Source organism: Phenylobacterium sp. (assembly GCF_046290725.1).
GTDB lineage: Bacteria > Pseudomonadota > Alphaproteobacteria > Caulobacterales > Caulobacteraceae > Phenylobacterium.
The window spans coordinates 1337848-1359850 of record NZ_JBKBUH010000001.1; the positions used below are offsets into that span (position 1 = coordinate 1337848).

Genomic DNA, 22003 nt, shown 5'->3' on the forward strand with positions numbered 1-22003 from the left:
GCGATCAGCCGGTAAGGATGTCTGCATGACCCGTTCCTTGCGCGAGGCCATTCGCCGCTACACCGAGTTGCATGCCGACGCGGCGGGCATCGCCCGCACGTCCGTCAGGGGTCTGAACCTCGTGCGCACGACCTCGACGGGCGAGCTGCGGCACGCGATCGAGCGGCCGTTGATCTGTCTTGTCGTGCAAGGCGCCAAGCAGGTCACGATGGGGAGCCGAACCCTGACCTTCAGCGCCGGGGATTCAATGCTGCTCACCGCGGACGCGCCGACCGTCAGCCAAGTCACCCAGGCAAGCGGCGGCGCCCCTTACCTTGCGTTGGCGCTCGACCTGGACGCGGCTGTGATCGCCGCCCTCTGCGCCGAGATGAAGGCCGCCGCCGTCGATGTCGGGCCGGCGCTCCGCTTCCAGCCCACGGACGCCGAGGTCGCCGACGCCGCTCTGCGCATGGTCGCCCTTCTGGAGCGGCCGGCTTCCATTCCTGTGCTTCAGGCCCAAGTGGTGCGCGAGATGCACTATTGGCTCCTCGCAGGGCGCCACGGCCTCGCCATTCGCCAGCTGGGGTCACCCGAGAGCCAGGCGCGGCGGATCGCGCGGGCGGTGGAGATCCTCCGCAAGGACTTCACCTCGCCGATCACGGTGGCGCAATTGGCGGAAGCGGCCCGGATGAGCCCCTCGACCTTCCACAAGCATTTTCGGACGGTGACCTCTCTGTCGCCACTGCAGTTCCAGAAGCAGCTGCGGCTCATCGAGGCGCGGCGCCTGATGCTGGCCAAGGGCCTAAAGCCGAGCGTCGCAGCCTACGAGGTTGGATACGAGAGCGTGCCGCAGTTCACGCGGGAGTATCGTCGCCAGTTCGGGCAACCGCCGGGCCGCGAGACCCGACAGGCAAGGCGGGTGAGCTAAGCGGCGGTCAAGGAACCGACCGCGCCTGCAGGGTCTTGAGCGGCAGACACCGACCCACGGAGACAGCCGATGAAGATGCAAGGCTTCACCCTCGCCGACGCCGTCATGGAGCGCTCGCCCGGCCAAGCGGCGGACATCTTCGCCGGCGATCTCGTCGGTGGGACGGACGGCGCTCCGATCACGATCGGCTACGGGCGTTGGGGGCCGCATACGACCCTGAGCGAAACCATGGCCGTGGACGACGTGATGGTCGTCTTGGAGGGTGGACTGACCGTCTCCTCCGATGACCTTGAGGTTTCTGCCGGACCTGGGGACATTGTGCACATGCCCAAAGGAGCCGTCGTGACGATCGTCGCCGGTGCGGCGGGCGCGGTGACAGCCTATGTCACCTACCCCGATTGGCGGGCTGCGCGCGGTTGATTGGCGGGCCGGGCCGCCGCGTGGCTTTCAACCTGCGTCCGAGACTCCTTGCCAGGTCCCGTTTCCGGTGAGAGCGGCCCCAGCCGCTTATGTCGCTCGAAGGCCCGCTCCGGGGTCCAATCTCAAGGTCAGGCAAGTGACGCCGCACCCTACACCCCCTCCAGCAGCGGCCCGGTGGCGCGCAGCCGCGCGGCGTCCCGGGCGGGCGGGGCGCCGAAAAGGCGGGCGTATTCGCGGGAGAACTGGGACGGACTCTCGTAGCCCACCTCGAAGCCGGCGGCCTGGGCGTCGCGGGCCTCGCCCAGCATCAGGCGCCGCGCCTCCTGCAGGCGGATCTGCTTCTGGTACTGCAGCGGGCTCATGGCCGTCACCGCCTTGAAGTGCTGGTGCAGGGCCGAGGCGCTCATGCCGGCCTCGCGGGCCACGGCCTCGATGCTGAACGGGCGGTGGAAGTTCGCGCGAATCCAGGCGATGGCGCGGCTCACCTGCGAGAGGCGGCTGTCGGGGGCGCCGATCTGGCGGACCACGCCGGCCTGGTCGCCCGTGATCAGGCGGTAGTGGATCTCGCGCCGGATCAGGGGCGCGAGCACGGCCAGGTCCTGCGGCCGGTCCAGCAGGCCCACGAGCCGGGCGGCGGCGTCGGCGAGCTCGGGCGTGGTGCGGCTGAGGTGCAGGCCGCGCGCGCCCTCGCCGCCCGGCGGCGGGGGCTGCTGCAGCATCAGCTCGTTGAGCAAGGCGGGCTCCAGGTCGATGCGCACGCAGAGATAGGGCCGCTCGGGCGTGGCCTCGACCACCTGGCCGGTGAGCGGCAGGTCGACCGACACCACCAGGTGGGTGGCCGCGTCGTAGCGGTAGGTCTCCCCGGCCAGCATCACCACCTTGGCGCCTTGCGCGATAATGCAGGCGGCCGGCTGGTGGAGGACCGGGACCCGGTCGGTCGGCGCGGCGTAGCGGATGAGCGCCAGGCCAGGAACGGGCATGTCGTGCATGCCGTCCTCGGGCGCGTGGCGGGCGATCAATGAGGCGAGAACGTCCATGCGGCCTGCGTCCCACGCGCGTGCGCGAGGCGCAAGCGCGCCGGACCGATCGTGGAGGATCGGGCAAGAAGCTCGGAGGACTGGTCTAACGCACGATCCTCCATCGGCCGCATCTCTGTCGTCGCCAAGACGCAAAGGAGACGGCGATGACTGGAGTTGCGAACAAGGTGGTGCTGGTGACCGGCGCGAGCAGCGGCATCGGCGAGGCGACGGCCCGCGAGCTGGCCGCCGCCGGGGCCAAGGTGGTGATCGGCGCCCGCCGCGTGGAGCGGCTGGAGGCCCTGAAGCGCGAGATCGAGGCGGCCGGCGGCGAGGCCCTGGCCCGGGCGCTGGACGTGACCTCGCGCGAGGACATGCAGGCCTTCGTCGAGGCGGCGCGGGCGCGGTTCGGCCGCGTGGACGTGATCGTCAACAACGCCGGCGTCATGCCCCTGTCGCCGCTGGCGGCGCTGAAGGTCGACGAGTGGGACCAGATGATCGACGTCAACGTCCGCGGCGTCCTGCACGGGATCGCCGCGGCCCTGCCGGTGATGGAGGCGCAGGGGGAGGGGCAGATCGTCAACATCGCCTCGACCGCCGGCCACCAGATCCTGGCCACGGCGGCGGTCTATTGCGCGACCAAGTTCGCGGTGCGGGTGATTTCGGAGGCCCTGCGGCAGGAGACCGACAAGGTGCGGGTGACGGTGGTCTCGCCCGGCGTCACCACCTCGGAGCTGGCCCACACCATCACCCACGCCGAGACGGCCGCCTTCATCGACGGCTACCGGCAGAAGGCGATCCCCGCCGAGGCCATCGCCCGGGCCGTCCGCTTCGCCATCGAGCAGCCGCGCGAGGTGGACGTGAACGAGATCGTCGTGCGCCCGACGGTGACCACGGTCTGACAGCCGCGGAGGGAGGAGTGGGCCTCACTCCTCCGCCGCCTCCCGCGCCTGCATGTCCCGATAGGCCGCGGCGATCAGGGCTTCAAGGGCCGCCTCGTCCACCGGCTCGCCCCAGGGCAGCTTGACGTGGCGCATGCGCTTGCCGGCGCCTTGCAGCAGGCGGGCGGGGTCCGCCAGCTGCGCGCCCTGGAAAAAGCCGATACTGGCGTGGGCGGTGAAGGCGTCGACATAGGCGAAGGCCGCGTCGCCGGCGCAGAGGGTGGGGCGGCCGTCGTGCATCAGTTCGCGCACGTCCGGCCCGCTGGCGCGCAGTTTCTCGAACCAGGGACGGACCATCGCCCGCACCGGATCGTCCGACCGGGCGAACCAGGCTTCCACCTCGGGATCGCGGCGCAGGGCGCCGGGGAACCGGAAGAGCGCGCTCATGAAGTGAGGTTGCCACCTTCGCCCGCCAAGGTCGAGATTGCGGGGGCTGTTCACCGCCGCGCTCCCCGTCCATGCTTGGCAAAGCCAAGCATGTCAGGGGAAACGCCATGAGCCGCCTCGTCGAGGTGACCGACGCCGGTCACGTCCGCACCATCCGCCTCAACCGCCCGGAGAAGAAGAACGCGCTGTCGCAGGAGCTCGCCTGGGGCGTGGTGGCCGCCGTCGACGCCGCGGCGGCGGACGACGATGTCTGGGTGGTCGCAATCACCGGGGTGGGCGACGCCTTCTGCGCGGGTCTCGATCTCTCCGGCGCGGAGCCCTACTCCCCCTATCCGGCCATGACCGCCCAGCTGGACGATATCGGCTGGGTCGGCCAGTTCCTGCTCTCCATCCGCAAGCGCTGCGACAAGCCGGTGGTCGGCGGCGTCAACGGCGTGGCCGTGGGGGCGGGACTAGGCCTGGCCATGGCCTGCGACGTGCGCCTGATCGCCGCCAGCGCCCGGCTGATGGCCGGCTACACGCGCATCGGCGGCTCGCCGGACGCCGGCCTCACCATCACCCTGCCCCAGGCCATGGGCTATGAGCGCGCCATCCGCTTCATGATGGAGAACCGCACGTTGACAGGCGAGGAGGCGGTCGCCTGGGGCATGGCCGGCGAGGCTGTGGCCGACGCCGATTTCGAGGCCCGGCTGGCGGACTACTGCCGGTCCCTGTGCGATTGGTCGCCCATCACCCTGCGCCTGCTCAAGCGGGGCATGGTGAAGGCCTGCGAAGGCGCCGACATGGAGCAGCAGCTCCGCTACGAGGTCTCCAACATCCGCCGCGCCTTCGGCAGCCAGGACGGCCAGGAAGCCCGCCGCGCCTTCCTGGAAAAGCGCAAGCCGGTGTTCACCGGGCGCTGAGGCTGGGTTCAGATCGGCTTCGGCCGGTTCCAGTCGTCCGCCACAGGGCCGCTCGCCGTCGCGAGGGCCGGCGGGGCCGCCTCGCCCTCAAAGGCGGGGACGGCGCGCCACAGCAGGAAGCCGGAAAAGCCGACCAGGAAGCCGGCGAGGGCGATCCAGACGAACGGGCGGATGAGGACGTAAGGCATAATCCGGAGTCTTCGTGACATCCGGAGAACGCCCGATCCTGCCGGGAGTTGCCTTCGGTGATATGGGCTTGCGGGGCTGGGGAGGCGGAAACGGCCTCAGAGCGCCCGGGCGCGGCGCAGGCCCTCGGCGTCTTCCACCTGGGCGCGGCGGGCGTTGATCTCCAGCGAGCGGGCGTCGGCGGCCTCTTCCGCCACGACTTCCGCGACGGCCTCGGCCACTTCGTCTCCGTCGAAAGGCGAGGCGACTTCGAACAGCTCGTTGGGCATGGCGGACTCCCTCGGCGACTTGTCCGAAGTGTTAAGCAGAGCTTAAGCCCGCAACCAACCCCTTCGGGTGCGAAAATGCCCGGATTCCGCCACAATTCACGCCGTCGTGACCGCCGCCAGGCGCCGTTACGTCATCTCAGAAATCTGTTGGCTGCGCCGCTTTCGCGGCCTTACGATCTCCTTTCAGCGCTGCGTCGCGGGAGGTCGGCCGCCCGCCAGGCCCCCGACCGTCGTCCGCGAAAAGAACAGCGTGGCGGAAGGAAACGGTTTTGCTGCGCACCAGTACCGAGGGGCCGGACTACTTTCACAAGGTCGTCGATTGCCAGTGGGCTTGTCCCGCCCACACGCCGGTCCCGGAATATATCCGGCTGATCGCCGAAGGCCGCTACGCCGACGCCTATATGGTCAACTGGAAGTCCAACGTCTTTCCCGGAATCCTGGGGCGGACCTGCGACCGGCCGTGCGAACCGGCCTGCCGGCGGGGCCGGGTGGAGGCCGAGCCGGTGGCGATCTGCCGGCTCAAGCGCGTCGCCGCCGACAACAAGGGCGATGTCGCCGCGCGCATGCCCGCACCCGCGACCACGTCGAACGGCAAGCGCATCGCCCTGGTGGGCGCCGGGCCCGCCTCCCTGACCGTGGCGCGAGACCTCGCGCCTCTCGGCTACCAGATCACCATCTTCGACGGCGAGGCGCGGTCGGGCGGCATGATCCGCAGCCAGATCCCTCGCTTCCGCCTGCCGGAGGAGGTGATCGACGAGGAGGTCGGCTATATCGCAGCCCTCGGGCCGGAGCTACGGCTTGGCCAGCGCGTCGACAGCCTGAAGGCGCTGCTTGAGGAAGGTTATGACGCCGTCTTCGTCGGCTCCGGCGCGCCGCGCGGTCGCGACCTCGACATCCCGGGCCGCCAGGAGGCCGCCGCCAGCATCCACATCGGCATCGACTGGCTCTCCAACGTCTCCTTCGGCCATGTGGAGGCGATCGGCCGTCGGGTGATCGTGCTCGGCGGCGGCAATACCGCCATGGACTGCTGCCGCACCTCGCGCCGCCTGGGCGGCGAGGACGTGAAGGTGATCGTCCGCTCCGGCTTCGAGGAGATGAAGGCCTCCCCCTGGGAGAAGGAGGATGCGATGCACGAAGGCATCCCGATCCTCAACTATCTGGTCCCCAAGGAATTCACCCACGCCGACGGCCGCCTGACCGGCGTCCTCTTCGAGAAGGTGGTCGCCCAATATGACGACAGAGGGCGGCGGCGCCTCGTCCCCTCCGGCGAGCCCGACCAGCATTTCGAATGCGACGACGTGCTGGTGGCGGTCGGCCAGGAGAACGCCTTCCCCTGGATCGAACGCGACATCGGCCTCGAGTTCGACGAGTGGGACATGCCGAAGGTCGATCCGGTCACCTTCCGCTCCACCCACCCGCGTGTCTTCTTCGGCGGCGACGCCGCCTTCGGGCCCAAGAACATCATCTGGGCCGTGGCCCACGGGCACGAGGCGGCGGTCTCCATCGACCGGCTGTGCCAGGGCCTGGACCTGGGCGAACGGCCGCCGCCGGGCGTGACCCTGGTCAGCCAGAAGATGGGCATCCACGAGTGGAGCTACGACAACGACGTCGCCAACGATCCCCGCTATCGGGTGCCGATGCGCGAGCCGGAGGTGGCGCTGAAGGACGTGCGGCTGGAGGTGGAGCTGGGTTTCGACCGGGAGCTCGCCTTCCGCGAGGCCCAGAGGTGCCTCAACTGCGACGTCCAGACGGTGTTTTCCGAGCCGCTCTGCATCGAGTGCGACGCCTGCGTCGACATCTGCCCGATGGACTGCATCACCTTCACCGAAAACGGAGAGGAGGCCGATCTGCGCGGCCGCCTGAAGGTGCCGGCGCTCAACCTCGACCAGGATCTCTACGTGTCCGGCTCGCTGCCCACCGGCCGGGTGATGGTCAAGGACGAGGACGTCTGCCTCCACTGCGGCCTCTGCGCCGAGCGCTGCCCCACCGGGGCCTGGGACATGCAGAAGTTCCTGCTGGAAGTGACGCACGCGGGAGGCGCCCGGCCATGACCGCGCCCGCTCCTCTCGCCGCCGTCAACGACTTCGTGGTCAAGTTCGCCAACGTCAATGGCTCCGGCTCGGCCAGCGCCAATTCGCTGTTCGCCAAGGCGATCCTGCGGATGGGCGTGCCGGTGGCCGCCCGCAACATCTTCCCGTCCAACATCCAGGGCCTGCCCACCTGGTTTGAGGTGCGGGTGACCGAGGCCGGCCATCTGGGCCGCCGCGGCGGGGTCGACCTGATGGTCGCTATGAACCCCCAGACCTGGGACCGCGACGTCGCCGAGATCGAGCCCGGCGGCTACCTTTTCTACGACTCCACCAAGCCGCTGCCGCCGGCGAAATTCCGCGAGGATGTCCAGGTCGTCGGCGTGCCGCTGACGGCCATGTGCAACGCCGCCTACCAGGTTCCGCGCGAGCGGCAGCTGTTCAAGAACATCATCTATGTGGGCGCGCTGGCGGCTCTGCTCGACATCGAGCTTGCGGTCATCGAGCAACTCCTGGCCGAACAGTTCGCCGGCAAGCCGCGCCTGATCGAGGCCAATGTGGCGGCCCTGCACATGGGCGCCGACCATGTGCGCCAGAACCTCTCGCCGCTCGGCCTGCAGGTGCGCCGCGCCGACGCGGTGGGCGACCGGATCTTCGTCGAAGGCAACGCCGCCGCGGGCCTGGGCGCGGTCTATGGCGGAGCCACGGTCTGCGCCTGGTACCCGATCACGCCTTCGACCTCGCTGGCCGAGGCCTTCACCGAATACTGCCAGGCCTATCGGATCGATCCGGAGACCGGAAAGGCGCGCTACGCCATCGTCCAGGCCGAGGACGAAATCGCCTCCATCGGCATGGTGATCGGCGCCGGCTGGAATGGGGCGCGGGCCTTCACCGCCACTTCGGGTCCAGGGATTTCGCTGATGACAGAGTTCATCGGCCTCTCCTATTTCGCCGAAGTGCCGGCGGTGATCTTCGACGTTCAGCGGGGCGGCCCCTCCACCGGCATGCCGACCCGGACCCAGCAGGCCGACATCCTGGCCGCCGCCTATGCCGGCCACGGCGACAGCAAGCATCCCCTGCTGCTGCCCGCGGACCCTGGCGAATGCTTCGAGATGGGGGCGCTGGCCTTCGATCTCGCCGACCGCCTGCAGACCACCGTGTTCGTTATGCTCGACCTCGACATCGGCATGAACGAGTGGTTGACCAAGCCCTTCCAATGGGACGACACCCGCAAGCTCGACCGCGGCAAGGTCATGACCTACGAAGACCTGGAGGCCGGCCGCGACTTCGGCCGCTATCTCGACGTCGACGGCGACGGCATCCCCTATCGTACCTATCCGGGGACGCACCCGACCAAGGGCGGTTACTTCACCCGCGGCACCTCGCGGAACCCCTATGCCCGCTATAGCGAAGAGGGGCCGGTCTATGTCGACAACATGCAGCGCCTGGTGCGCAAGTTCGCGACCGCAAAGGCGCTGATGCCCGCGCCAGTCCACCGCCCGGCCAGCCGCGCCACCCGGGAGGGGGTGATCTATTTCGGCTCCACCGCGCCGGCCATGGACGAAGCTCTCGCCACCCTGGACGGCGAGGGGCGGCATCTCGACGCCCTGCGGATCCGCGGCTTCCCCTTCGCCGATGAGATCTTCGCCTTCATCGAGGCGCATGAGCGGGTCTTCGTGGTGGAGCAGAACCGCGACGCCCAGCTGCGCGCCCTGCTGATCAACGAGGGCGGGATCGATCCGGCCAAGCTGACCGCCGTGCTGCACTATGACGGCACGCCCATCACCGCCCGCTTCATCGCCGAGGCGATCGGCGGCCTCATGGCCGAGCGTGCGCCCCTGCCGGAGGCCGCCGAATGACCTATATCGCCAAGCCCCGCCTGCATCATCCGAAGCTGCCGACCAACGCCCTGGGCTATACGCGGCGCGACTACGAAGGTTCGGTCTCCACGCTGTGCGCCGGCTGCGGCCACGACTCCATCTCGGCGGCGATCATCCAGGCCTGCTACGAGCTCGATCTGCCGCCGCATCGCCTGGCCAAGCTCTCGGGCATCGGGTGCTCGTCCAAGACGCCGGACTACTTCCTCGGCAACTCCCACGGCTTCAACAGCGTGCACGGCCGGATGCCCTCGGTGCTGACCGGCGCCAATCTCGCCAATCGCGAGCTGATCTATCTCGGAGTCTCCGGCGACGGGGATTCGGCCTCCATCGGCTTCGGCCAGTTCGCCCACTCGATCCGCCGGGGGGTGAACATGCTCTACATCGTCGAGAACAACGGCGTGTACGGCCTCACCAAGGGCCAGTTTTCGGCCACCTCGGACAAGGGCTCGAAATCCAAGCGCGGCGTGGTCAATCACGACGCCGGGGTCGATCTCGTCAACCTCGCCCTGCAGATGGGCGCCACCTTCGTGGCCCGTTCCTTCTCCGGCGACAAGGCCCAGCTGGCCCCCTTGATCAAGGCCGGCCTCGCCCATCGCGGCGCCGCCTTCATCGACTGCATCTCCCCTTGCGTGCAGTTCAACAACCACGCCGGCTCGACCAAGTCCTACGACTATGTGCGCGAGCACAACGAGGCGGTGAACCAGATGGATTTCGTCACGCCGCGCCGGGAGATCGTGGTCGACTACGCCCCCGGCGAGACCCGCCCGGTCGCCCAGCACGACGGCTCGATCCTGCACCTGCACAAGCTCGCCGAGCACTACGACCCGTCCGACCGGGTCGGGGCCATGGCCTACCTGCAGGCGCGCCAGGCCCTGGGCGAGATCGTCACCGGCCTGCTCTTCATCGACCCCGAAGCGCGGGACCTGCACGAAAATCTCGGCACGGTGGACGAACCCCTGAACAGCCTCGGCGAACGCGAGCTCGTCCCCGGCGCCGGCGCCCTCCAAGCCCTGAACGCCACGCTGCGCTGAGGCGAGGGACGGGGCCTCAGGCGTCGGCCTGAGCGCGACCCCGCTCCCCGAACGAGCCGTGGAACCCCGCCGGCACGCGATGGTCGAGCCACGCGCGCGCCAGAGGACCTGTTTCGACCTGGCCGGCGTCGAACACCGCCAGGCAACTTGCCCTGCGCGGCTCGTCATAGATGGTGGCCAGCAGATATCCGTCGCCCTCCTCGCTGGAGCCGGGACGGGGGGTGAAGACCGGCTCGGAGATCGCCTGGCCCTCGCCGGCCGTCCAGATCCGCATCTGGCCGGTCGCATGATCGAAGCGCCCGATCCCCCGGTGGGCGAGATCACCCGTGCCGGGGCCGCCCAGGCAGGCCACGAACCCGTAGCGATAGGACCGGCCGCTGCGACGCTCATCCATGCGGGGATATTCGCAGACCGTGCCGCTTAGCCGGCGCACGGCTACGGGTGCATCGCCGCGGAGGTCCACCGTCCATCGCGTGAGGAACTGGCGAAGCTCTTCCTCCGGCGCCGCCGTTCCGTCCGGCTTCGGAAAGGCCGGCGCTGCCTGCTGGCAGAGGTCGATATGGATTCGGCCGTCGGCTTCGAAGGCGTTCAGCATGTGCCAGGCCATGCCGGCCGGCGCGGGCGACCAGCGAACCTCCGATCCTGCAGCGGCGCGGGGCAGTACGCCCACGAAGGCGCCGCGCTCCGGCTCCCAGGCGATCGGAGCGGCGCCGGCCTGCAGCCGTTCCAGCGAAAGGATCAGGGGGCAGACCACGAAGACGACATGGCTCTCAGTGACCGCGAAGTCGTGGACCAGGGCCGGATAGGGTCCAGGCACGCGCTCGGCGCGGACGATCTCGCCCGCCGCGTCGGCGACATAGAGGGAAAGCGCGCCATCGAAGCGGCGGTCCGGGAAGTTGGCGAAGAACAGCATTTCGCCGGTGGCGGGGTCGAACTTCGGATGGGCGGTCATCGGCCCCGGCAGGCGGCCGCCGAAGTCATAGGGGCCGCGCGTCTCCAGGGTATCGGCTTCGATCTCGATCGGCGGGTGGCCCTCCTCCAGGGCCAGCAGCCGCCCGGCGTGGGCGACGATGTGGGTGTTGGCCGCCCCCTGGCTCCGCACCCCGGCCACAGACGGGTCGTGATCGCGCGGATCGGCGGTGGCGAAGAGGGCGCGGCCGGCCTCCCGCTCCAGCGACCACTGCCGGGTGCGGACCCAGCGGTTGCGATAGGAGACGCGGCCGCCTTCCAGGCGAAAGGCATGGATCATGCCGTCGCCCTGCAGCGGATTGTAGGCGCCGCGCGGAGCGAACTGGGGGTTGGGCCCGATGCGGTAGAGCGTCCCTTCGAGACCTCGGGGCAAGTCGCCCTCCAGGATCAGGTCGGCGCAATCGCACTCCATGCGGATCGGCGCGAAAGGCCCGCTCAGCAGCGGGTCGACGGGGTAGGGGGCGGCCATGGCAGGCTCTCCGGCAAGGCTTCGAACCTGCACAAGTGTGGGAAGAAAAAAGTTCGCCGGTAGACTTGTCTTTCGCCCTGCGATCCGCCGGGTGGCGTTCAAGGCGCTGAATATACGAAATAATTTCCTTGCCCGGCGGCCGATCGCCCGCCGCGGCGCGCCTCGGCTGGGCAAGGCGCCCGCAATCTCCCGGAAACCACGACCGTAAGCGCAGCCTTAGGCCCGGTTGCGCGTTGATGCGGCCGAGGAGCGCCCTATGCCAGACCGTTTGCATTACCAGGCTCGCGCCGACCAGTTCGCCCGCCAGGCGTCCGTGGCGATCACGGAGGTGGAGCGGCGCGGCTACATCCAGTTGGCGGAGCGTTATCGTCGCATGGCCGAGGCCGCAGCGCCGGAGGTCGAGGCTCGCAAGCCCGAGCCTCCCCGCGCCTGATCAGGCGGCGGAGGTTTCGTCGCCCGCGTGGCTGGCGAAGGCTTTCCAGGGCTCGGACGCCCAGGCCGCCAGCCACGAACCGGCCAGCCGGACCGGCGCCCACAGCCTCGCCTCGACCCAGGCCGAGGCCGCATGCAGGAAACTGCGCTTCGCCGGCGCCTGGGCGGCGGGCTTGGCGCCTTCCACTGCGCCCTGATCGGTGGCGAGCGTGATGGGGGCGCCGGCGTTCTCCATCAGGGCCATGGTCTCGACGATGTACTTGGCGTGGGTGACCACACCGATCTCCAGCCGCTCGCTGTTCAATTCCACCTGCTGGGTCAGGAGCCCGGCGATCACCGGCTGGGCGGCGGCGGCGCCCGAGGCGTTGCGGATGGTTCGGGTGGTGAAGACCGGTCCGCCCGAATTGCCGGGAAAGACCGAGAAATCGAGCAGGAAAGTGGGAAAGCTCTTAGGCGCTACAGGGTAGGAGGCCACCCGGCCCGAGCGCAGGATCGGAAAGCCGGCGTTGTTGGCCGCAAGTCCCCGGGGAAAGCCCAGCACCATCAGTTCCTGGCCCGGCCCCAGATTGCGCTCGGCAAAGCTGTCGGCGGCCAGGTAGTTGGCCGGGATCGCCGCCTTGGCGAACTCCGGCGGCGCCTCGATGGCGATGGCCGCCACGTCGCGCGCCGGGTGATGGGTCCAGAGCGGCGCGCCGGCCTCGTCGCGAATCTTCAGGGTCTGGGGGGCGTAGTTCCAGCCGCCGTTCTCCGTGGCGAAGCGATAGCCGATATTGGCCTCGTTCCCCGGCATGCCGGCCAGCACGTGGTGGGCCGTGATCAGCAGGATGTGCGGCCGTCCGTCGGCGTCCGCCGCCTTGACCAGGAAGCCCGTACCCACCGTCCGCGCGCTGTCGGCGACGGGTTGCTCCACCCGCACGGTGGCCTCGATGAGTTGGACCGGAAAGTCCACGACAACTGTTCCCCGACTTGAAATCGCCGAACGAATGCTTCGACGATGCCTGGGGATGATGAAACGCCAAGACGCCGGGCGCCACAAAACGCAAACGCGTGAACTAATGTGCCGGATTGTCGCAGTCCCAGAAAAGATGAATACATTATGAATTCTTCTGTGGCTGGGGAGGTCGGTGTCACCCTGTTCCTTCGGCGGCGCCGACGTGGCAAGGCTCGGCGCGTGATCCAGTTGCGCCTCCTCACCCCGACCGACCTTCCCGCCGCCGCGGCGATCCAGAACGCCGTCTATGCGCCCCTTTATCGCGAGAACGCCGAGGTGCTGGGCAGCCGCCTGGCCGTCGCGCCCGCCTGCTGCTGGGGTGCGTTCGAGGCGGGGAGCCTCTGCGCCTACATCCTCAGCCATCCCTGGCCGGCCGGCTCCCCGCCGCCGATCGGCCGCGCGCTTTCCAGCGCGCCGGCGGGCGGCGACAACTGGTTCGTACACGACTTGGCCATCGCCCCGAGCGCACGCGGCCTCGGTCTCGGCCGCCAGCTCGTCGGCCGTGCGGCCCGCGCCGCCCGCGCCCAGGGCCTTGTCCGCGGCGATCTCGTGGCCGTCCAGGGCGCGCACGCCTTCTGGGCCCGGCTGGGCTACGCCTCGCCGACATCGCTCCATCCCGCTCTCGCGGCCAAGGTGGCTGCCTACGGCGAAGACGCGCGCTACATGACCGTCAGCCTGGCCGACCTTCCTCAGGTCGTGGGGCGTCCATAATCAACTATAGATTGACATCTCTCGCCATCGTGCCAGCGTGACGCCGGCCGGCGCCGCGCCCGGCGTGCGGCCTCTTGGGAGCCGGGTGTAAACCCCGGCCGCCACGGGAGGGGGCGACATGGATCTCGACGCCTGGGTGGGCCGGTCTATCGACGACATCTGCGGCAACGGCTTCCACGATCCGGCCGCCAACCATTGCGCGCACTTCGTCTGCCACGTCCTGGGTCTGAGCTTTCCCTTCAACTGCCGCCAGTTCGTCGGCGGCACGGCGCCGGCGGCCAATGTCCGTGTCCACGAGGTGTTCGCCGAATGCCCGAAGGTCGGCAAATGGGCCGACGCCGACAAGGATCGGATGCAGCTGGTCTTCGTCGTGCGCAAGGACGTGGTGAACCTGGCGACCAAGACCATGCAGAACATCCCGCAGAAGCACGTCGGCATCTATTCGGGCGGCAAGGTCTATCACTATTCCAACACCAACGACCGGGTGGTGGTTCAGGGTGTGGACGAGTTCCTCCAGCGATTCCAGAACCTCTACGCCGGCGACCAGGGCCTGTTCTTCGGGCACGTTCCGGGATCCAGCCTGCAGCTGTCGGTCGACCTGACGGCCGCGAGCGTGCCCGCCGGCGCACGCGCCTTTCAGCTGCGCAAGGACGGGGCGAGGTGGTGGGCGAAGCTCGCCGGCGCGCCAGGCGGGGCGGAATTCCTCGCCGGAGTGGAGGTGATGCAGCCGGCCAAGGGGTTCTATGGGCTGCATTTCCCGGCGAGCGCCTACTATGGGCCCGTGTTCGACCCCGCCGAACACGCATCGGCGATCGATCAGTGGGCCTACCTGCTGGATGTGGCGGCGGCCTGCGAGAGCAAGGGCCGGATGAACCTCATCAACACCTACGACCGGGCGCGTTTCACCTTCGGCTTCTATCAGCTGGCGGCGCACACGCCGCGGGACAACCTGATCCTCTATTTCCGCGCGGCCCTCGCCGATCCGGACTTCCGGCGGCTGTTTCCGGATCTCGAGCTTCGCGGCGGCAAGGTGTTCCGCCTGGCCGGCGACGGCTCGGCCACGGACCTGGAGGAGGAGGCCTACGACCCCGCCAAGGGCGAGCACCAGCTGCGCAGGTTCATGGCCTACCTAAATCCGAACCGCACCACGATCGACGATCAGGAAGTCCTGCAGGCCGCGCGGATGGTCTGGTGGGCCAACGAGAATCCGGCCGCCAACCGGCTGCAGGCCCAGGTCGCCAGCCAGATCCTCCAGAAGAAGGTCACCCAGAGATACCAGCCCTGGTACGGCCTGGACGGCCGCCTCGACACCACCTGCGCCATCGTCGCCGATATCCATCATCAGGGCCGCGGCGGCCGGGCCGCGGTGAAGGCGGCGCTTTCGGCCGGGAGCGAAGCCGAAGTCGAACGCGCCCTGCTGGCCATCGGGGCGGCGAAATATCCAACCCGGGTCGCGACCCTCAAGGCCCGGCTCGACGGCTGGCGGCTCGCCGGCAAGATGGGCCAGAAGCGTTACCACGCCGCCCTCAACGAGTTCCGCTAGTTTCAGGCCGCGAACACCTCGCGCGCGGCCTGGACCAAGCCGCTCGTGCGATAGCGGGCGGCGGGTTCGGCGTAGCACAGGGCCAGGGTCCTCCTGGGGGTGAAGCCTTCCAGGGGCACGCGCGCCACCCCGGCCTCGCCGTAGCAGTCGGGCATGACCGTGATTCCGAGCCCGGCCCGCACCAGGCCCAGCACCCGGTCGTCGTTGGCTCCGCGGTAGCTGAAGGCCGGCCGAACGTTGCGCTCCAGGAAGTAGCGGCTGGTGTCGGCCAGGGCCTCGCAGTGGCGGCGAACCATCATCACCTCGTTGGCCAGGTCCTCGCCCTTCAGCGAGGCTGCGCCGGCCAGGCGGTGGCCGGCCGGCAAGGCGAGGCCGTAGCCCTCCTCCATCAGCCGCTCCGGTTCGAACCGTTCGGCCGCCGGGCGCAGCACGGTCAGGGCCACGTCGACCCGACGCCGGTCCAAAAGGTTCAGGACCTCCCGCTCGGTCCCTTCCAGCAGTTCCAGGCGTTCCTCGCCGACCCCGGCCACGGCCTGTTCGACCAGGGCCGTGGGAATGGTCGAGAGGACGGCCGCGCGAAGGGTGTCGGCCTGCCGCGCGCCGGAGACCGCCGCCTGGGCCAGGTTGAACTCGTGCTCGATGCGCCGGGCGTGGGTGAGAAACCGCCCGCCCGCCTCGGTCAGGTGGACCCGCCGGTTGGTGCGATCGAATAGACGGGCCCCCAGCTGCGCCTCAAGCTTGGCGACGCCCGCCGAAAGCGTCGGCTGGGCGACGTTCTCGCGCGCTGCGGCCCTGGAGAAGTTGCCGGTCTCCACAATGGCCAGGAAGTAGCGCAACAGGTACCGGTCCATGATAGGTTTGATCTATCATGTGCATCATGATCGTTCAATTTTGTGGATTGTTCTTCGGCCGTTAGGTTTGCGAGGTTGTCGCCAGACCAACAGAGGACGCGATCGCAGAATGTCCGGTCCCAACTTCCAGTTCGGCCTCGGCGAGACGGCCGACGCCATCCGTGAAACCACCGCCCGCTTCGCCGCCGACCGCATCGCGCCCATCGCCGCGCAAGTCGACGCCACCAACACCTTCCCCCGCGAGCTGTGGCCGGAGATGGGCGCGCTCGGCTTGCACGGGATCACGGTGGAGGAGGAGTTCGGCGGCCTTGGGCTTGGTTATCTGGAGCACGTAGTGGCCATGGAGGAGATCTCCCGCGCCTCCGCCTCGGTGGGCCTCTCCTACGGCGCCCATTCCAACCTCTGCGTGAACCAGATCCGCCGCTGGGGAAGCCCCGAGCAGAAGCGCCGCTATCTGCCCAAACTGATCAGCGGCGAGCATGTCGGCTCGCTGGCCATGAGCGAGGCGGGCTCCGGCTCCGACGTCATCTCCATGAAGCTGCGCGCCGACCGGGTCGGCGACCGCTACATCCTGAACGGCACGAAGTTCTGGATCACCAACGCCCCCCATGCCGACACCCTGGTGGTCTACGCCAAGACCGCTCCGGAGGAGGGCAGCCGCGGCGTCACCGCCTTCCTGATCGAGAAGGGCATGAAGGGGTTCTCCGTCTCCCCCAAGCTCGACAAGATGGGCATGCGCGGCTCCGACACCGCCGAGCTGGTGTTCGAGGACTGCGAAGTCCCGGAAGAGAACGTCATGGGGCCGGAGAACGGCGGCGCCGCCGTGCTGATGAGCGGCCTCGACTACGAGCGCGCGGTGCTGGCCGCCGGGCCGCTGGGCATCATGCAGGCCTGCCTGGACGTGGTCCTGCCCTATGTCCGCGAGCGCAAGCAGTTCGGCAAGCCGATCGGCTCCTTCCAGCTGATGCAGGGCAAGGTCGCCGACATGTACGTCGCCCTGAACTCCGCCCGCGCCTACGTCTACTCTGTCGCCAAGGCCTGCGACGCCGGCCTGACCACCCGGTTCGACGCCGCCGGCGCGATCCTGCTGGCGTCGGAGAACGCGGTGCGCGTGAGTCTTGAGGCGGTCCAGGCCCTGGGCGGCGCCGGCTACACCAAGGAGTTTCCGGTGGAGCGCCTGGTGCGCGACGCCAAGCTCTACGACATCGGCGCCGGCACCAACGAGATCCGCCGCTTCCTGATTGGGCGGGAGCTCCTGGGCGCATGACCAAACTCGCCACTTCCCTCGACAAGGCCTCCGCCGGCTTCGCCGGCAACGCCGCCCACAACCGCGCCTTGGCCGAAGAGCTCCGTACACGGACGGCGGCTGCGGCCCTCGGCGGGCCCGAGGCCGCCCGCCAGCGTCACGCCGCCCGCGGAAAGCTGCTGCCGCGCGAGCGGGTGGAGCGCCTGCTCGACCCCGGTTCGCCTTTCCTGGAGATCGGCGCCCTGGCCGCCAACGGCCTCTACAGGGACGAGGCGCCGGCCGCTGGCCTGATCGTCGGGATCGGCCGCGTCTCGGGCCGCGAGGTCATGATCCTCGCCAACGACGCCACGGTGAAGGGCGGCGCCTACTTCCCCATGACGGTGAAGAAGCACCTCCGCGCCCAGGAGATCGCCTTCCAGAACCGCCTGCCCTGCATCTATCTGGTGGACTCCGGCGGCGCCAACCTGCCCCACCAGGCCGAGGTCTTCCCCGACCGCGACCATTTCGGCCGCATCTTCTTCAACCAGGCCCGGATGAGCGCCGAGGGCATCCCGCAGATCGCCTGCGTCATGGGCTCCTGCACCGCCGGCGGCGCCTATGTGCCGGCCATGTCGGACGAGACGGTGATCGTCCATAACCAGGGCACCATCTTCCTCGGCGGCCCGCCCTTGGTGAAGGCCGCCACCGGCGAGGTGATCTCCGCCGAAGAACTGGGCGGCGCCGACACCCACGGCCGGCGCTCCGGCGTGGTGGATTATGTCGCCGCCGACGACGAGCACGCGCTGACCATCGTCCGCAACATCGTCGCCAACCTCAATTCGGTGAAGCGCGTCGAGCTGGATCTCGCCGAGCCGCGCCCCCCGGCCTACGACTCCGAGGAACTCTACGGCCTGATCCCCACCGACGTGCGCGCGCCCTACGACGTCCGCGAGGTGATCGCCCGCATCGTCGACGGCTCGGACTTCGACGAGTTCAAAGCCCTCTATGGATCGACCCTGGTCTGCGGCTTCGCCCGCATCTGGGGCTATCCGGTGGCGATCCTGGCCAACAACGGGGTGCTGTTCTCGGAAAGCGCGCTGAAGGGCGCCCATTTCATCGAACTGGCCTGCAAACGAAAGATCCCGCTGGTCTTCCTGCAGAACATCTCGGGCTTCATGGTCGGCGGCAAGTACGAGGCCGGCGGCATCGCCAAGGACGGGGCGAAGCTGGTCACCGCCGTCGCCAGCGCCGAGGTCCCGAAGTTCACCGTCCTGATCGGCGGCTCGTTCGGCGCCGGCAATTACGGCATGTGCGGCCGCGCCTATTCCCCCCGCTTCCTCTGGACCTGGCCCAACAGCCGCATCAGCGTCATGGGTGGCGAGCAGGCGGCCAGCGTTCTGGCCACCGTCCACCGCGACGCCGGCAAGTGGACTCCGGACGAGGAAGAAGCCTTCAAGGCCCCGATCCGCGAGACCTACGAGGCCGAGGGCAATCCCTATTTCGCCACCGCCCGCCTCTGGGACGACGGTATCATCGACCCGGCCCAGACCCGCGACGTGCTGGGTCTCTCCATCTCCGCCGCCCTCAACGCGCCGATCCCGGAAACCCGGTTCGGCGTCTTCCGGATGTGACCATGATCGAGAGCCTGCTGGTCGCCAACCGTGGCGAGATCGCCCGCCGTATCTTCCGCACCGCCCAAGCCATGGGCATTCGCACCGTGGCGGTCTTTTCCGAAGCCGACGCCGGCGCTCCGCATGTGGTCGACGCCGATCTCGCCGTCTCCATCGGTCCCGCGCCCGCCCGCGAAAGCTATCTCGTGGGCGAGAAGATCATCGCCGCCGCCCTGGCGACGGGCGCGCAGGCGATCCATCCCGGCTACGGGTTCCTGTCGGAGAACGCCGACTTCGCCCAAGCCGTGACGGACGCCGGACTGGTCTGGATCGGGCCGCCGCCGGCCGCCATCCGCGCCATGGGCCTGAAGGACGCCGCCAAGGCCCTGATGCAGTCGGCGGGCGTGCCGGTCACCCCCGGCTATCTGGGCGAGGACCAGGATCCCACTCGCCTCGCGGCCGAGGCGCACCGCATCGGCTTTCCCGTGCTGATCAAGGCGGTGGCCGGCGGCGGCGGCAAGGGGATGCGCAAGGTCGAGAGTCCCGACGCCTTCCTGCCGGCGCTGGCCGCCGCCAAGCGCGAGGCCGCCGCAGCCTTCGGTGACGATCGGGTGCTGCTGGAAACCTATGTCACCCGCCCCCGCCACATCGAGGTGCAGGTGTTCGGCGACGCCCATGGAAACGTCGTCCACCTCTATGAACGCGACTGCTCGCTGCAGCGCCGCCATCAGAAGGTGATCGAAGAAGCGCCTGCCCCTGGCATGAGCGAGGCCGCCCGCGTGGCGGTGACCGAAGCCGCCGTAAAGGCCGCGCGGGCGGTGAATTATGTGGGCGCCGGCACGGTGGAGTTCATCGCCGACGCCAGCCAGGGCCTGCGTCCGGACCGCATCTGGTTCATGGAGATGAACACCCGCCTGCAGGTGGAGCATCCGGTCACCGAGGCGGTGACCGGCGTCGACCTGGTGGAGTGGCAGATCCGTGTCGCCGCGGGCGAGCCGCTGCCGCGCCGACAGGATCAGATCGCCCTCTCCGGCCACGCCATCGAGGCGCGGCTCTATGCGGAAAACCCCGCCGGCGGCTTCCTGCCCTCCATCGGCACGCTGGAACACTTCCGCCTTCCCGAGCATCTGGTGCGCGTGGACGCCGGAGTGGAAGAGGGGGGCGAGGTCTCGCCCTTCTACGACCCGATGATCGCCAAGCTGATCGCCCACGCCCCCACCCGCGAGGGCGCGTCCGACCTCCTGGCCCAGGCCTCCGCCGAAACCCAGGTGTGGCCGGTGAAGGCCAACGCCGGCTTCCTGGCCCGCTGCCTCGATCACCCCGACTTCATCGCCGGAGAGGTCGACACCGGCTTCATCGAGGCGCGCCTGGAAGCCCTCGCCGCCCCGCCGCCGCCCTCCGAAGGGGCTCTGGCCGCGGCGGCCGCCTCGCTGCTGATGGAAGACGATACGTGTACGGAGGAACCGGCCTCGCCCTGGGGCGCCTTGGCGGGCTTCCGCCTCAACGCCCCGCCGCGCGCCAGCCTGAAGCTCTATCACGACGGTCAGGCCCTGGATGCGCCGCTGGGCGTGGAAGACCTCGCCCATGACGTGCTCCTGACCGACGAGGGCGAGGTGGTGGTCTTCGACGCCGGCGAGGCCTTCACCCTCACCGCCCGCCCGCCGGAGCCCGACCTGGAGCACGCGGCGGGCGACGGCGCCGTGCGGGCTCCCATGCCGGGCAAGGTCGTCGCACTCGCCGTCGCCCTCGGCGACAAGGTGACCAAGGGCCAGCCTCTGCTCACCCTCGAAGCCATGAAGATGGAACACGCGCTCGCCGCTCCCTTCGACGGCGAGGTCGAGGCGCTGAGCGTCGCCGTCGGCGATCAGGTCACCGAGGGCGCAGCCCTTGTTCGGCTGGCGGAGGGATAGGGCGGGGTGTTCCAGGGCGTGGTTGCGTTAATGAGGTAACCGGTATCATCTTCGGCTCCATAAGGAGGACCCCTGATGCTGCACGCTCTCGCCCTGCTGCTGTCCGTCGCCGCCGCCCCGCCCGCCGTGATCGTCCATGAGCAGGACGTGGTTCGGGAGGAGCCGCCGCCGCACGGCCGCGTCGGCATGAGCACCGCCTATCGCATCACAGACGTGGTCCCCGGCCGCACCATGGAATTCCGCAAACGCGTGCTGCACGTAGGCGCGGCCATCGGCCCGCACCCCATCGACCACGACGAGGTCTATTACGTCCTCTCCGGGGAGGGCGAGGTGACCTCCGACGGGACCAGCGCGCGGCTGACGGCCGGCTCGGCGGCCTACCTCTATCGCGGCGCGACGGTGGGGATCGCCCAGGTGGGCGCGGAGCCCCTGGCGCTGATCATCTCCTATCCCCTAGCACCGAAATAGGCCCTCAGCGGCCGCCCTTCAGGCGCGCCGCATGCCAGGCGATGTGGTCGGCGACGAAGCTCGCAATGAAGAAGTAGGAGTGGTCGTAGCCCGCCTGACGGCGCAGGGTCAGCTTCTGGCCGGCCTGGGCGCAGGCGGCCTCCAGCAGTTCCGGCTTCAGTTGGGTCTCCAGGAAGCTGTCGGCCTCGCCCTGATCGACCAGGATGTCGTCGAACCGGGCCTTGGCGGCCCCAGCCTCGATCAGGCGGGCGGCGTCATGGCGGGCCCATTCGCCCTCGTCGGCGCCGAGATAGGCGGAGAAGGCCTTTCGCCCCCATTCGCAGCGGGTCGGCGAGGCGATCGGCGCGAAGGCCGAGACTGAGCCGAAGGTCTCCGGATGGCGCAGGGCGAGGCTCAGCGCCCCATGCCCGCCCATGGAGTGACCGAAGATTCCGCGCCGCGCGGGATCCACGGGCGCGGCGCCCTCCACGGCCTGCAGGAGGTCGCGGACCACATAGGTCTCCATCTTGAAGTGGTCCGACCAGGGCGCCTGGGTCGCATCCACATAGAAGCCAGCGCCCTGGCCAAGGTCGTAGGCCGGATCGTCCGCCACGCCCTCGCCGCGGGGGCTGGTGTCGGGGGCGGCGATGGCGATCCCGTGGGCCGCCGCGGCCGCGTAGGCGCCGGCCTTGGTGGTGAAATTGTCCTCCGTGCAGGTCAGGCCCGAGAGCCAGACGAGCAGCGGGAATGGCCCATCTCCCGGCGGCAGGAAAAGCGAGAACCGCATGGGCGTGCCCGTCGCCAGGCTGGTGTGGCGGCGGTAGCTGAGGGTTCCCCCGTGGACCTTGTGCTCCTGCAGGACGGTCAGCGGCATGGCGG

At 69.3% G+C, this 22003-nt stretch carries 22 protein-coding genes; 14 read left to right on the forward strand and 8 right to left on the reverse strand.

Annotation, left to right across the window (positions count from 1 at the left end):
- The first annotated feature begins 25 nt into the window (after window positions 1-25).
- Complete coding sequence (locus ACK41C_RS07110; protein WP_409652045.1) at window positions 26-907, forward strand: AraC family transcriptional regulator N-terminal domain-containing protein; 882 nt, start codon at window positions 26-28, stop codon at window positions 905-907.
- 69 nt (window positions 908-976) lie between these two features.
- Window positions 977-1327: an ethanolamine utilization protein gene (locus ACK41C_RS07115; protein ID WP_409652048.1), complete on the forward strand. Its 351-nt coding sequence runs from the start codon at window positions 977-979 to the stop codon at window positions 1325-1327.
- Between the two features lie 149 nt (window positions 1328-1476).
- On the opposite strand, the gene ACK41C_RS07120 is transcribed toward ACK41C_RS07115, so the two are convergent.
- The gene (locus tag ACK41C_RS07120) at window positions 1477-2364 is read right to left on the reverse strand and encodes an AraC family transcriptional regulator N-terminal domain-containing protein (RefSeq protein WP_409652051.1); all 888 of its coding nucleotides are present in this window, start codon (window positions 2362-2364) and stop codon (window positions 1477-1479) included.
- A gap of 146 nt (window positions 2365-2510) precedes the next feature.
- Between ACK41C_RS07120 and ACK41C_RS07125 the strand changes: the two genes are divergently transcribed.
- Window positions 2511-3245, forward strand: coding sequence for an SDR family oxidoreductase (locus ACK41C_RS07125; RefSeq protein ID WP_409652054.1), 735 nt, complete (start codon window positions 2511-2513; stop codon window positions 3243-3245).
- 24 nt (window positions 3246-3269) lie between these two features.
- Here the strand turns inward: ACK41C_RS07125 and ACK41C_RS07130 are convergent, their stop codons facing one another.
- Window positions 3270-3671, reverse strand: a complete 402-nt coding sequence (locus ACK41C_RS07130; RefSeq protein ID WP_409652057.1) for a DUF1801 domain-containing protein — start codon at window positions 3669-3671, stop codon at window positions 3270-3272.
- Between the two features lie 107 nt (window positions 3672-3778).
- Between ACK41C_RS07130 and ACK41C_RS07135 the strand changes: the two genes are divergently transcribed.
- A complete protein-coding gene (locus ACK41C_RS07135; protein ID WP_409652060.1) occupies window positions 3779-4573 on the forward strand; it encodes an enoyl-CoA hydratase/isomerase family protein in 795 nt (264 codons plus the stop codon).
- Window positions 4574-4581: 8 nt separating this feature from the next.
- Here the strand turns inward: ACK41C_RS07135 and ACK41C_RS07140 are convergent, their stop codons facing one another.
- Together ACK41C_RS07140 and ACK41C_RS07145 are read right to left on the reverse strand one after the other, a co-directional pair.
- A complete protein-coding gene (locus tag ACK41C_RS07140; RefSeq protein WP_409652063.1) occupies window positions 4582-4761 on the reverse strand; it encodes a hypothetical protein in 180 nt (59 codons plus the stop codon).
- 96 nt (window positions 4762-4857) lie between these two features.
- Window positions 4858-5028, reverse strand: coding sequence for a hypothetical protein (locus ACK41C_RS07145; protein WP_409652066.1), 171 nt, complete (start codon window positions 5026-5028; stop codon window positions 4858-4860).
- 269 nt (window positions 5029-5297) lie between these two features.
- On the opposite strand from ACK41C_RS07145, the gene ACK41C_RS07150 reads away from it, so the two are divergent.
- Genes ACK41C_RS07150 through ACK41C_RS07160 form a run of 3 tightly spaced genes read left to right on the forward strand, consistent with a single transcriptional unit; the run spans window position 5298 to window position 9966 of the window.
- Complete coding sequence (locus ACK41C_RS07150) at window positions 5298-7079, forward strand: FAD-dependent oxidoreductase (protein WP_409652069.1); 1782 nt, start codon at window positions 5298-5300, stop codon at window positions 7077-7079.
- Window positions 7076-8914, forward strand: a complete 1839-nt coding sequence (locus ACK41C_RS07155) for a 2-oxoacid:acceptor oxidoreductase subunit alpha (protein ID WP_409652072.1) — start codon at window positions 7076-7078, stop codon at window positions 8912-8914. The genes ACK41C_RS07150 and ACK41C_RS07155 overlap by 4 nt, the downstream gene beginning before the upstream one ends.
- A complete protein-coding gene (locus ACK41C_RS07160) occupies window positions 8911-9966 on the forward strand; it encodes a 2-oxoacid:ferredoxin oxidoreductase subunit beta (RefSeq protein ID WP_409652075.1) in 1056 nt (351 codons plus the stop codon). Before ACK41C_RS07155 ends, ACK41C_RS07160 begins: the two co-directional genes overlap by 4 nt.
- Window positions 9967-9982: 16 nt before the next feature.
- On the opposite strand, the gene ACK41C_RS07165 is transcribed toward ACK41C_RS07160, so the two are convergent.
- Entirely contained in the window at window positions 9983-11404 is a 1422-nt protein-coding gene (locus tag ACK41C_RS07165) for a carotenoid oxygenase family protein (RefSeq protein WP_409652078.1), read from the reverse strand.
- A gap of 256 nt (window positions 11405-11660) precedes the next feature.
- Here ACK41C_RS07165 and ACK41C_RS07170 point away from each other — a divergent pair, with 256 nt between their 5' ends.
- Window positions 11661-11837 (forward strand): hypothetical protein, encoded by a 177-nt coding sequence (locus ACK41C_RS07170; protein WP_409652081.1) that lies wholly within the window; start codon window positions 11661-11663, stop codon window positions 11835-11837.
- On the opposite strand, the gene ACK41C_RS07175 is transcribed toward ACK41C_RS07170, so the two are convergent.
- Window positions 11838-12785: a serine protease gene (locus ACK41C_RS07175; protein WP_409652084.1), complete on the reverse strand. Its 948-nt coding sequence runs from the start codon at window positions 12783-12785 to the stop codon at window positions 11838-11840.
- A gap of 222 nt (window positions 12786-13007) precedes the next feature.
- Here ACK41C_RS07175 and ACK41C_RS07180 point away from each other — a divergent pair, with 222 nt between their 5' ends.
- Both ACK41C_RS07180 and ACK41C_RS07185 read left to right on the forward strand, forming a co-directional pair.
- The gene (locus ACK41C_RS07180) at window positions 13008-13538 is read left to right on the forward strand and encodes a GNAT family N-acetyltransferase (RefSeq protein ID WP_409652087.1); all 531 of its coding nucleotides are present in this window, start codon (window positions 13008-13010) and stop codon (window positions 13536-13538) included.
- A gap of 118 nt (window positions 13539-13656) precedes the next feature.
- Window positions 13657-15081 (forward strand): hypothetical protein, encoded by a 1425-nt coding sequence (locus ACK41C_RS07185; protein ID WP_409652090.1) that lies wholly within the window; start codon window positions 13657-13659, stop codon window positions 15079-15081.
- A gap of 2 nt (window positions 15082-15083) precedes the next feature.
- Here ACK41C_RS07185 and ACK41C_RS07190 read toward each other — a convergent pair whose 3' ends face one another.
- On the reverse strand, window positions 15084-15932 hold the full coding sequence (locus ACK41C_RS07190) for a LysR family transcriptional regulator (protein ID WP_409652093.1): 849 nt from the start codon (window positions 15930-15932) through the stop codon (window positions 15084-15086).
- Window positions 15933-16041: 109 nt separating this feature from the next.
- Between ACK41C_RS07190 and ACK41C_RS07195 the strand changes: the two genes are divergently transcribed.
- The 4 genes from ACK41C_RS07195 (at window position 16042) to ACK41C_RS07210 (ending at window position 21145) form a co-directional block, all read left to right on the forward strand.
- On the forward strand, window positions 16042-17199 hold the full coding sequence (locus tag ACK41C_RS07195) for an isovaleryl-CoA dehydrogenase (RefSeq protein WP_409652096.1): 1158 nt from the start codon (window positions 16042-16044) through the stop codon (window positions 17197-17199).
- Window positions 17196-18788, forward strand: a complete 1593-nt coding sequence (locus tag ACK41C_RS07200) for a carboxyl transferase domain-containing protein (protein WP_409652099.1) — start codon at window positions 17196-17198, stop codon at window positions 18786-18788. Before ACK41C_RS07195 ends, ACK41C_RS07200 begins: the two co-directional genes overlap by 4 nt.
- A 2-nt stretch (window positions 18789-18790) precedes the next feature.
- A complete protein-coding gene (locus tag ACK41C_RS07205; RefSeq protein WP_409652102.1) occupies window positions 18791-20677 on the forward strand; it encodes an acetyl/propionyl/methylcrotonyl-CoA carboxylase subunit alpha in 1887 nt (628 codons plus the stop codon).
- A gap of 75 nt (window positions 20678-20752) precedes the next feature.
- A complete protein-coding gene (locus tag ACK41C_RS07210) occupies window positions 20753-21145 on the forward strand; it encodes a cupin domain-containing protein (RefSeq protein WP_409652104.1) in 393 nt (130 codons plus the stop codon).
- A gap of 4 nt (window positions 21146-21149) precedes the next feature.
- Here the strand turns inward: ACK41C_RS07210 and fghA are convergent, their stop codons facing one another.
- A complete protein-coding gene (fghA, locus tag ACK41C_RS07215) occupies window positions 21150-21998 on the reverse strand; it encodes an S-formylglutathione hydrolase (RefSeq protein ID WP_409652107.1) in 849 nt (282 codons plus the stop codon).
- Between the last annotated feature and the right edge of the window lie 5 nt (window positions 21999-22003).

Excerpts from the sequence above, each read along its gene's own strand:
- ACK41C_RS07185 (WP_409652090.1), top strand. The coding sequence starts at position 13,657 with ATGGATCTCGACGCCTGGGTGGGCCGGTCTATCGACGACATCTGCGGC.
- ACK41C_RS07135 (WP_409652060.1), top strand. The coding sequence starts at position 3,779 with ATGAGCCGCCTCGTCGAGGTGACCGACGCCGGTCACGTCCGCACCATC.
- ACK41C_RS07210 (WP_409652104.1), top strand. The coding sequence starts at position 20,753 with ATGCTGCACGCTCTCGCCCTGCTGCTGTCCGTCGCCGCCGCCCCGCCC.
- fghA (WP_409652107.1), bottom strand. The coding sequence starts at position 21,998 with ATGCCGCTGACCGTCCTGCAGGAGCACAAGGTCCACGGGGGAACCCTC.
- ACK41C_RS07205 (WP_409652102.1), top strand. The coding sequence starts at position 18,791 with ATGATCGAGAGCCTGCTGGTCGCCAACCGTGGCGAGATCGCCCGCCGT.
- ACK41C_RS07110 (WP_409652045.1), top strand. The coding sequence starts at position 26 with ATGACCCGTTCCTTGCGCGAGGCCATTCGCCGCTACACCGAGTTGCAT.
- ACK41C_RS07155 (WP_409652072.1), top strand. The coding sequence starts at position 7,076 with ATGACCGCGCCCGCTCCTCTCGCCGCCGTCAACGACTTCGTGGTCAAG.
- ACK41C_RS07200 (WP_409652099.1), top strand. The coding sequence starts at position 17,196 with ATGACCAAACTCGCCACTTCCCTCGACAAGGCCTCCGCCGGCTTCGCC.
- ACK41C_RS07165 (WP_409652078.1), bottom strand. The coding sequence starts at position 11,404 with ATGGCCGCCCCCTACCCCGTCGACCCGCTGCTGAGCGGGCCTTTCGCG.
- ACK41C_RS07145 (WP_409652066.1), bottom strand. The coding sequence starts at position 5,028 with ATGCCCAACGAGCTGTTCGAAGTCGCCTCGCCTTTCGACGGAGACGAA.
- ACK41C_RS07140 (WP_409652063.1), bottom strand. The coding sequence starts at position 4,761 with ATGCCTTACGTCCTCATCCGCCCGTTCGTCTGGATCGCCCTCGCCGGC.
- ACK41C_RS07160 (WP_409652075.1), top strand. The coding sequence starts at position 8,911 with ATGACCTATATCGCCAAGCCCCGCCTGCATCATCCGAAGCTGCCGACC.
- ACK41C_RS07190 (WP_409652093.1), bottom strand. The coding sequence starts at position 15,932 with ATGGACCGGTACCTGTTGCGCTACTTCCTGGCCATTGTGGAGACCGGC.
- ACK41C_RS07195 (WP_409652096.1), top strand. The coding sequence starts at position 16,042 with ATGTCCGGTCCCAACTTCCAGTTCGGCCTCGGCGAGACGGCCGACGCC.
- ACK41C_RS07115 (WP_409652048.1), top strand. The coding sequence starts at position 977 with ATGAAGATGCAAGGCTTCACCCTCGCCGACGCCGTCATGGAGCGCTCG.
- ACK41C_RS07170 (WP_409652081.1), top strand. The coding sequence starts at position 11,661 with ATGCCAGACCGTTTGCATTACCAGGCTCGCGCCGACCAGTTCGCCCGC.
- ACK41C_RS07130 (WP_409652057.1), bottom strand. The coding sequence starts at position 3,671 with ATGAGCGCGCTCTTCCGGTTCCCCGGCGCCCTGCGCCGCGATCCCGAG.
- ACK41C_RS07120 (WP_409652051.1), bottom strand. The coding sequence starts at position 2,364 with ATGGACGTTCTCGCCTCATTGATCGCCCGCCACGCGCCCGAGGACGGC.
- ACK41C_RS07125 (WP_409652054.1), top strand. The coding sequence starts at position 2,511 with ATGACTGGAGTTGCGAACAAGGTGGTGCTGGTGACCGGCGCGAGCAGC.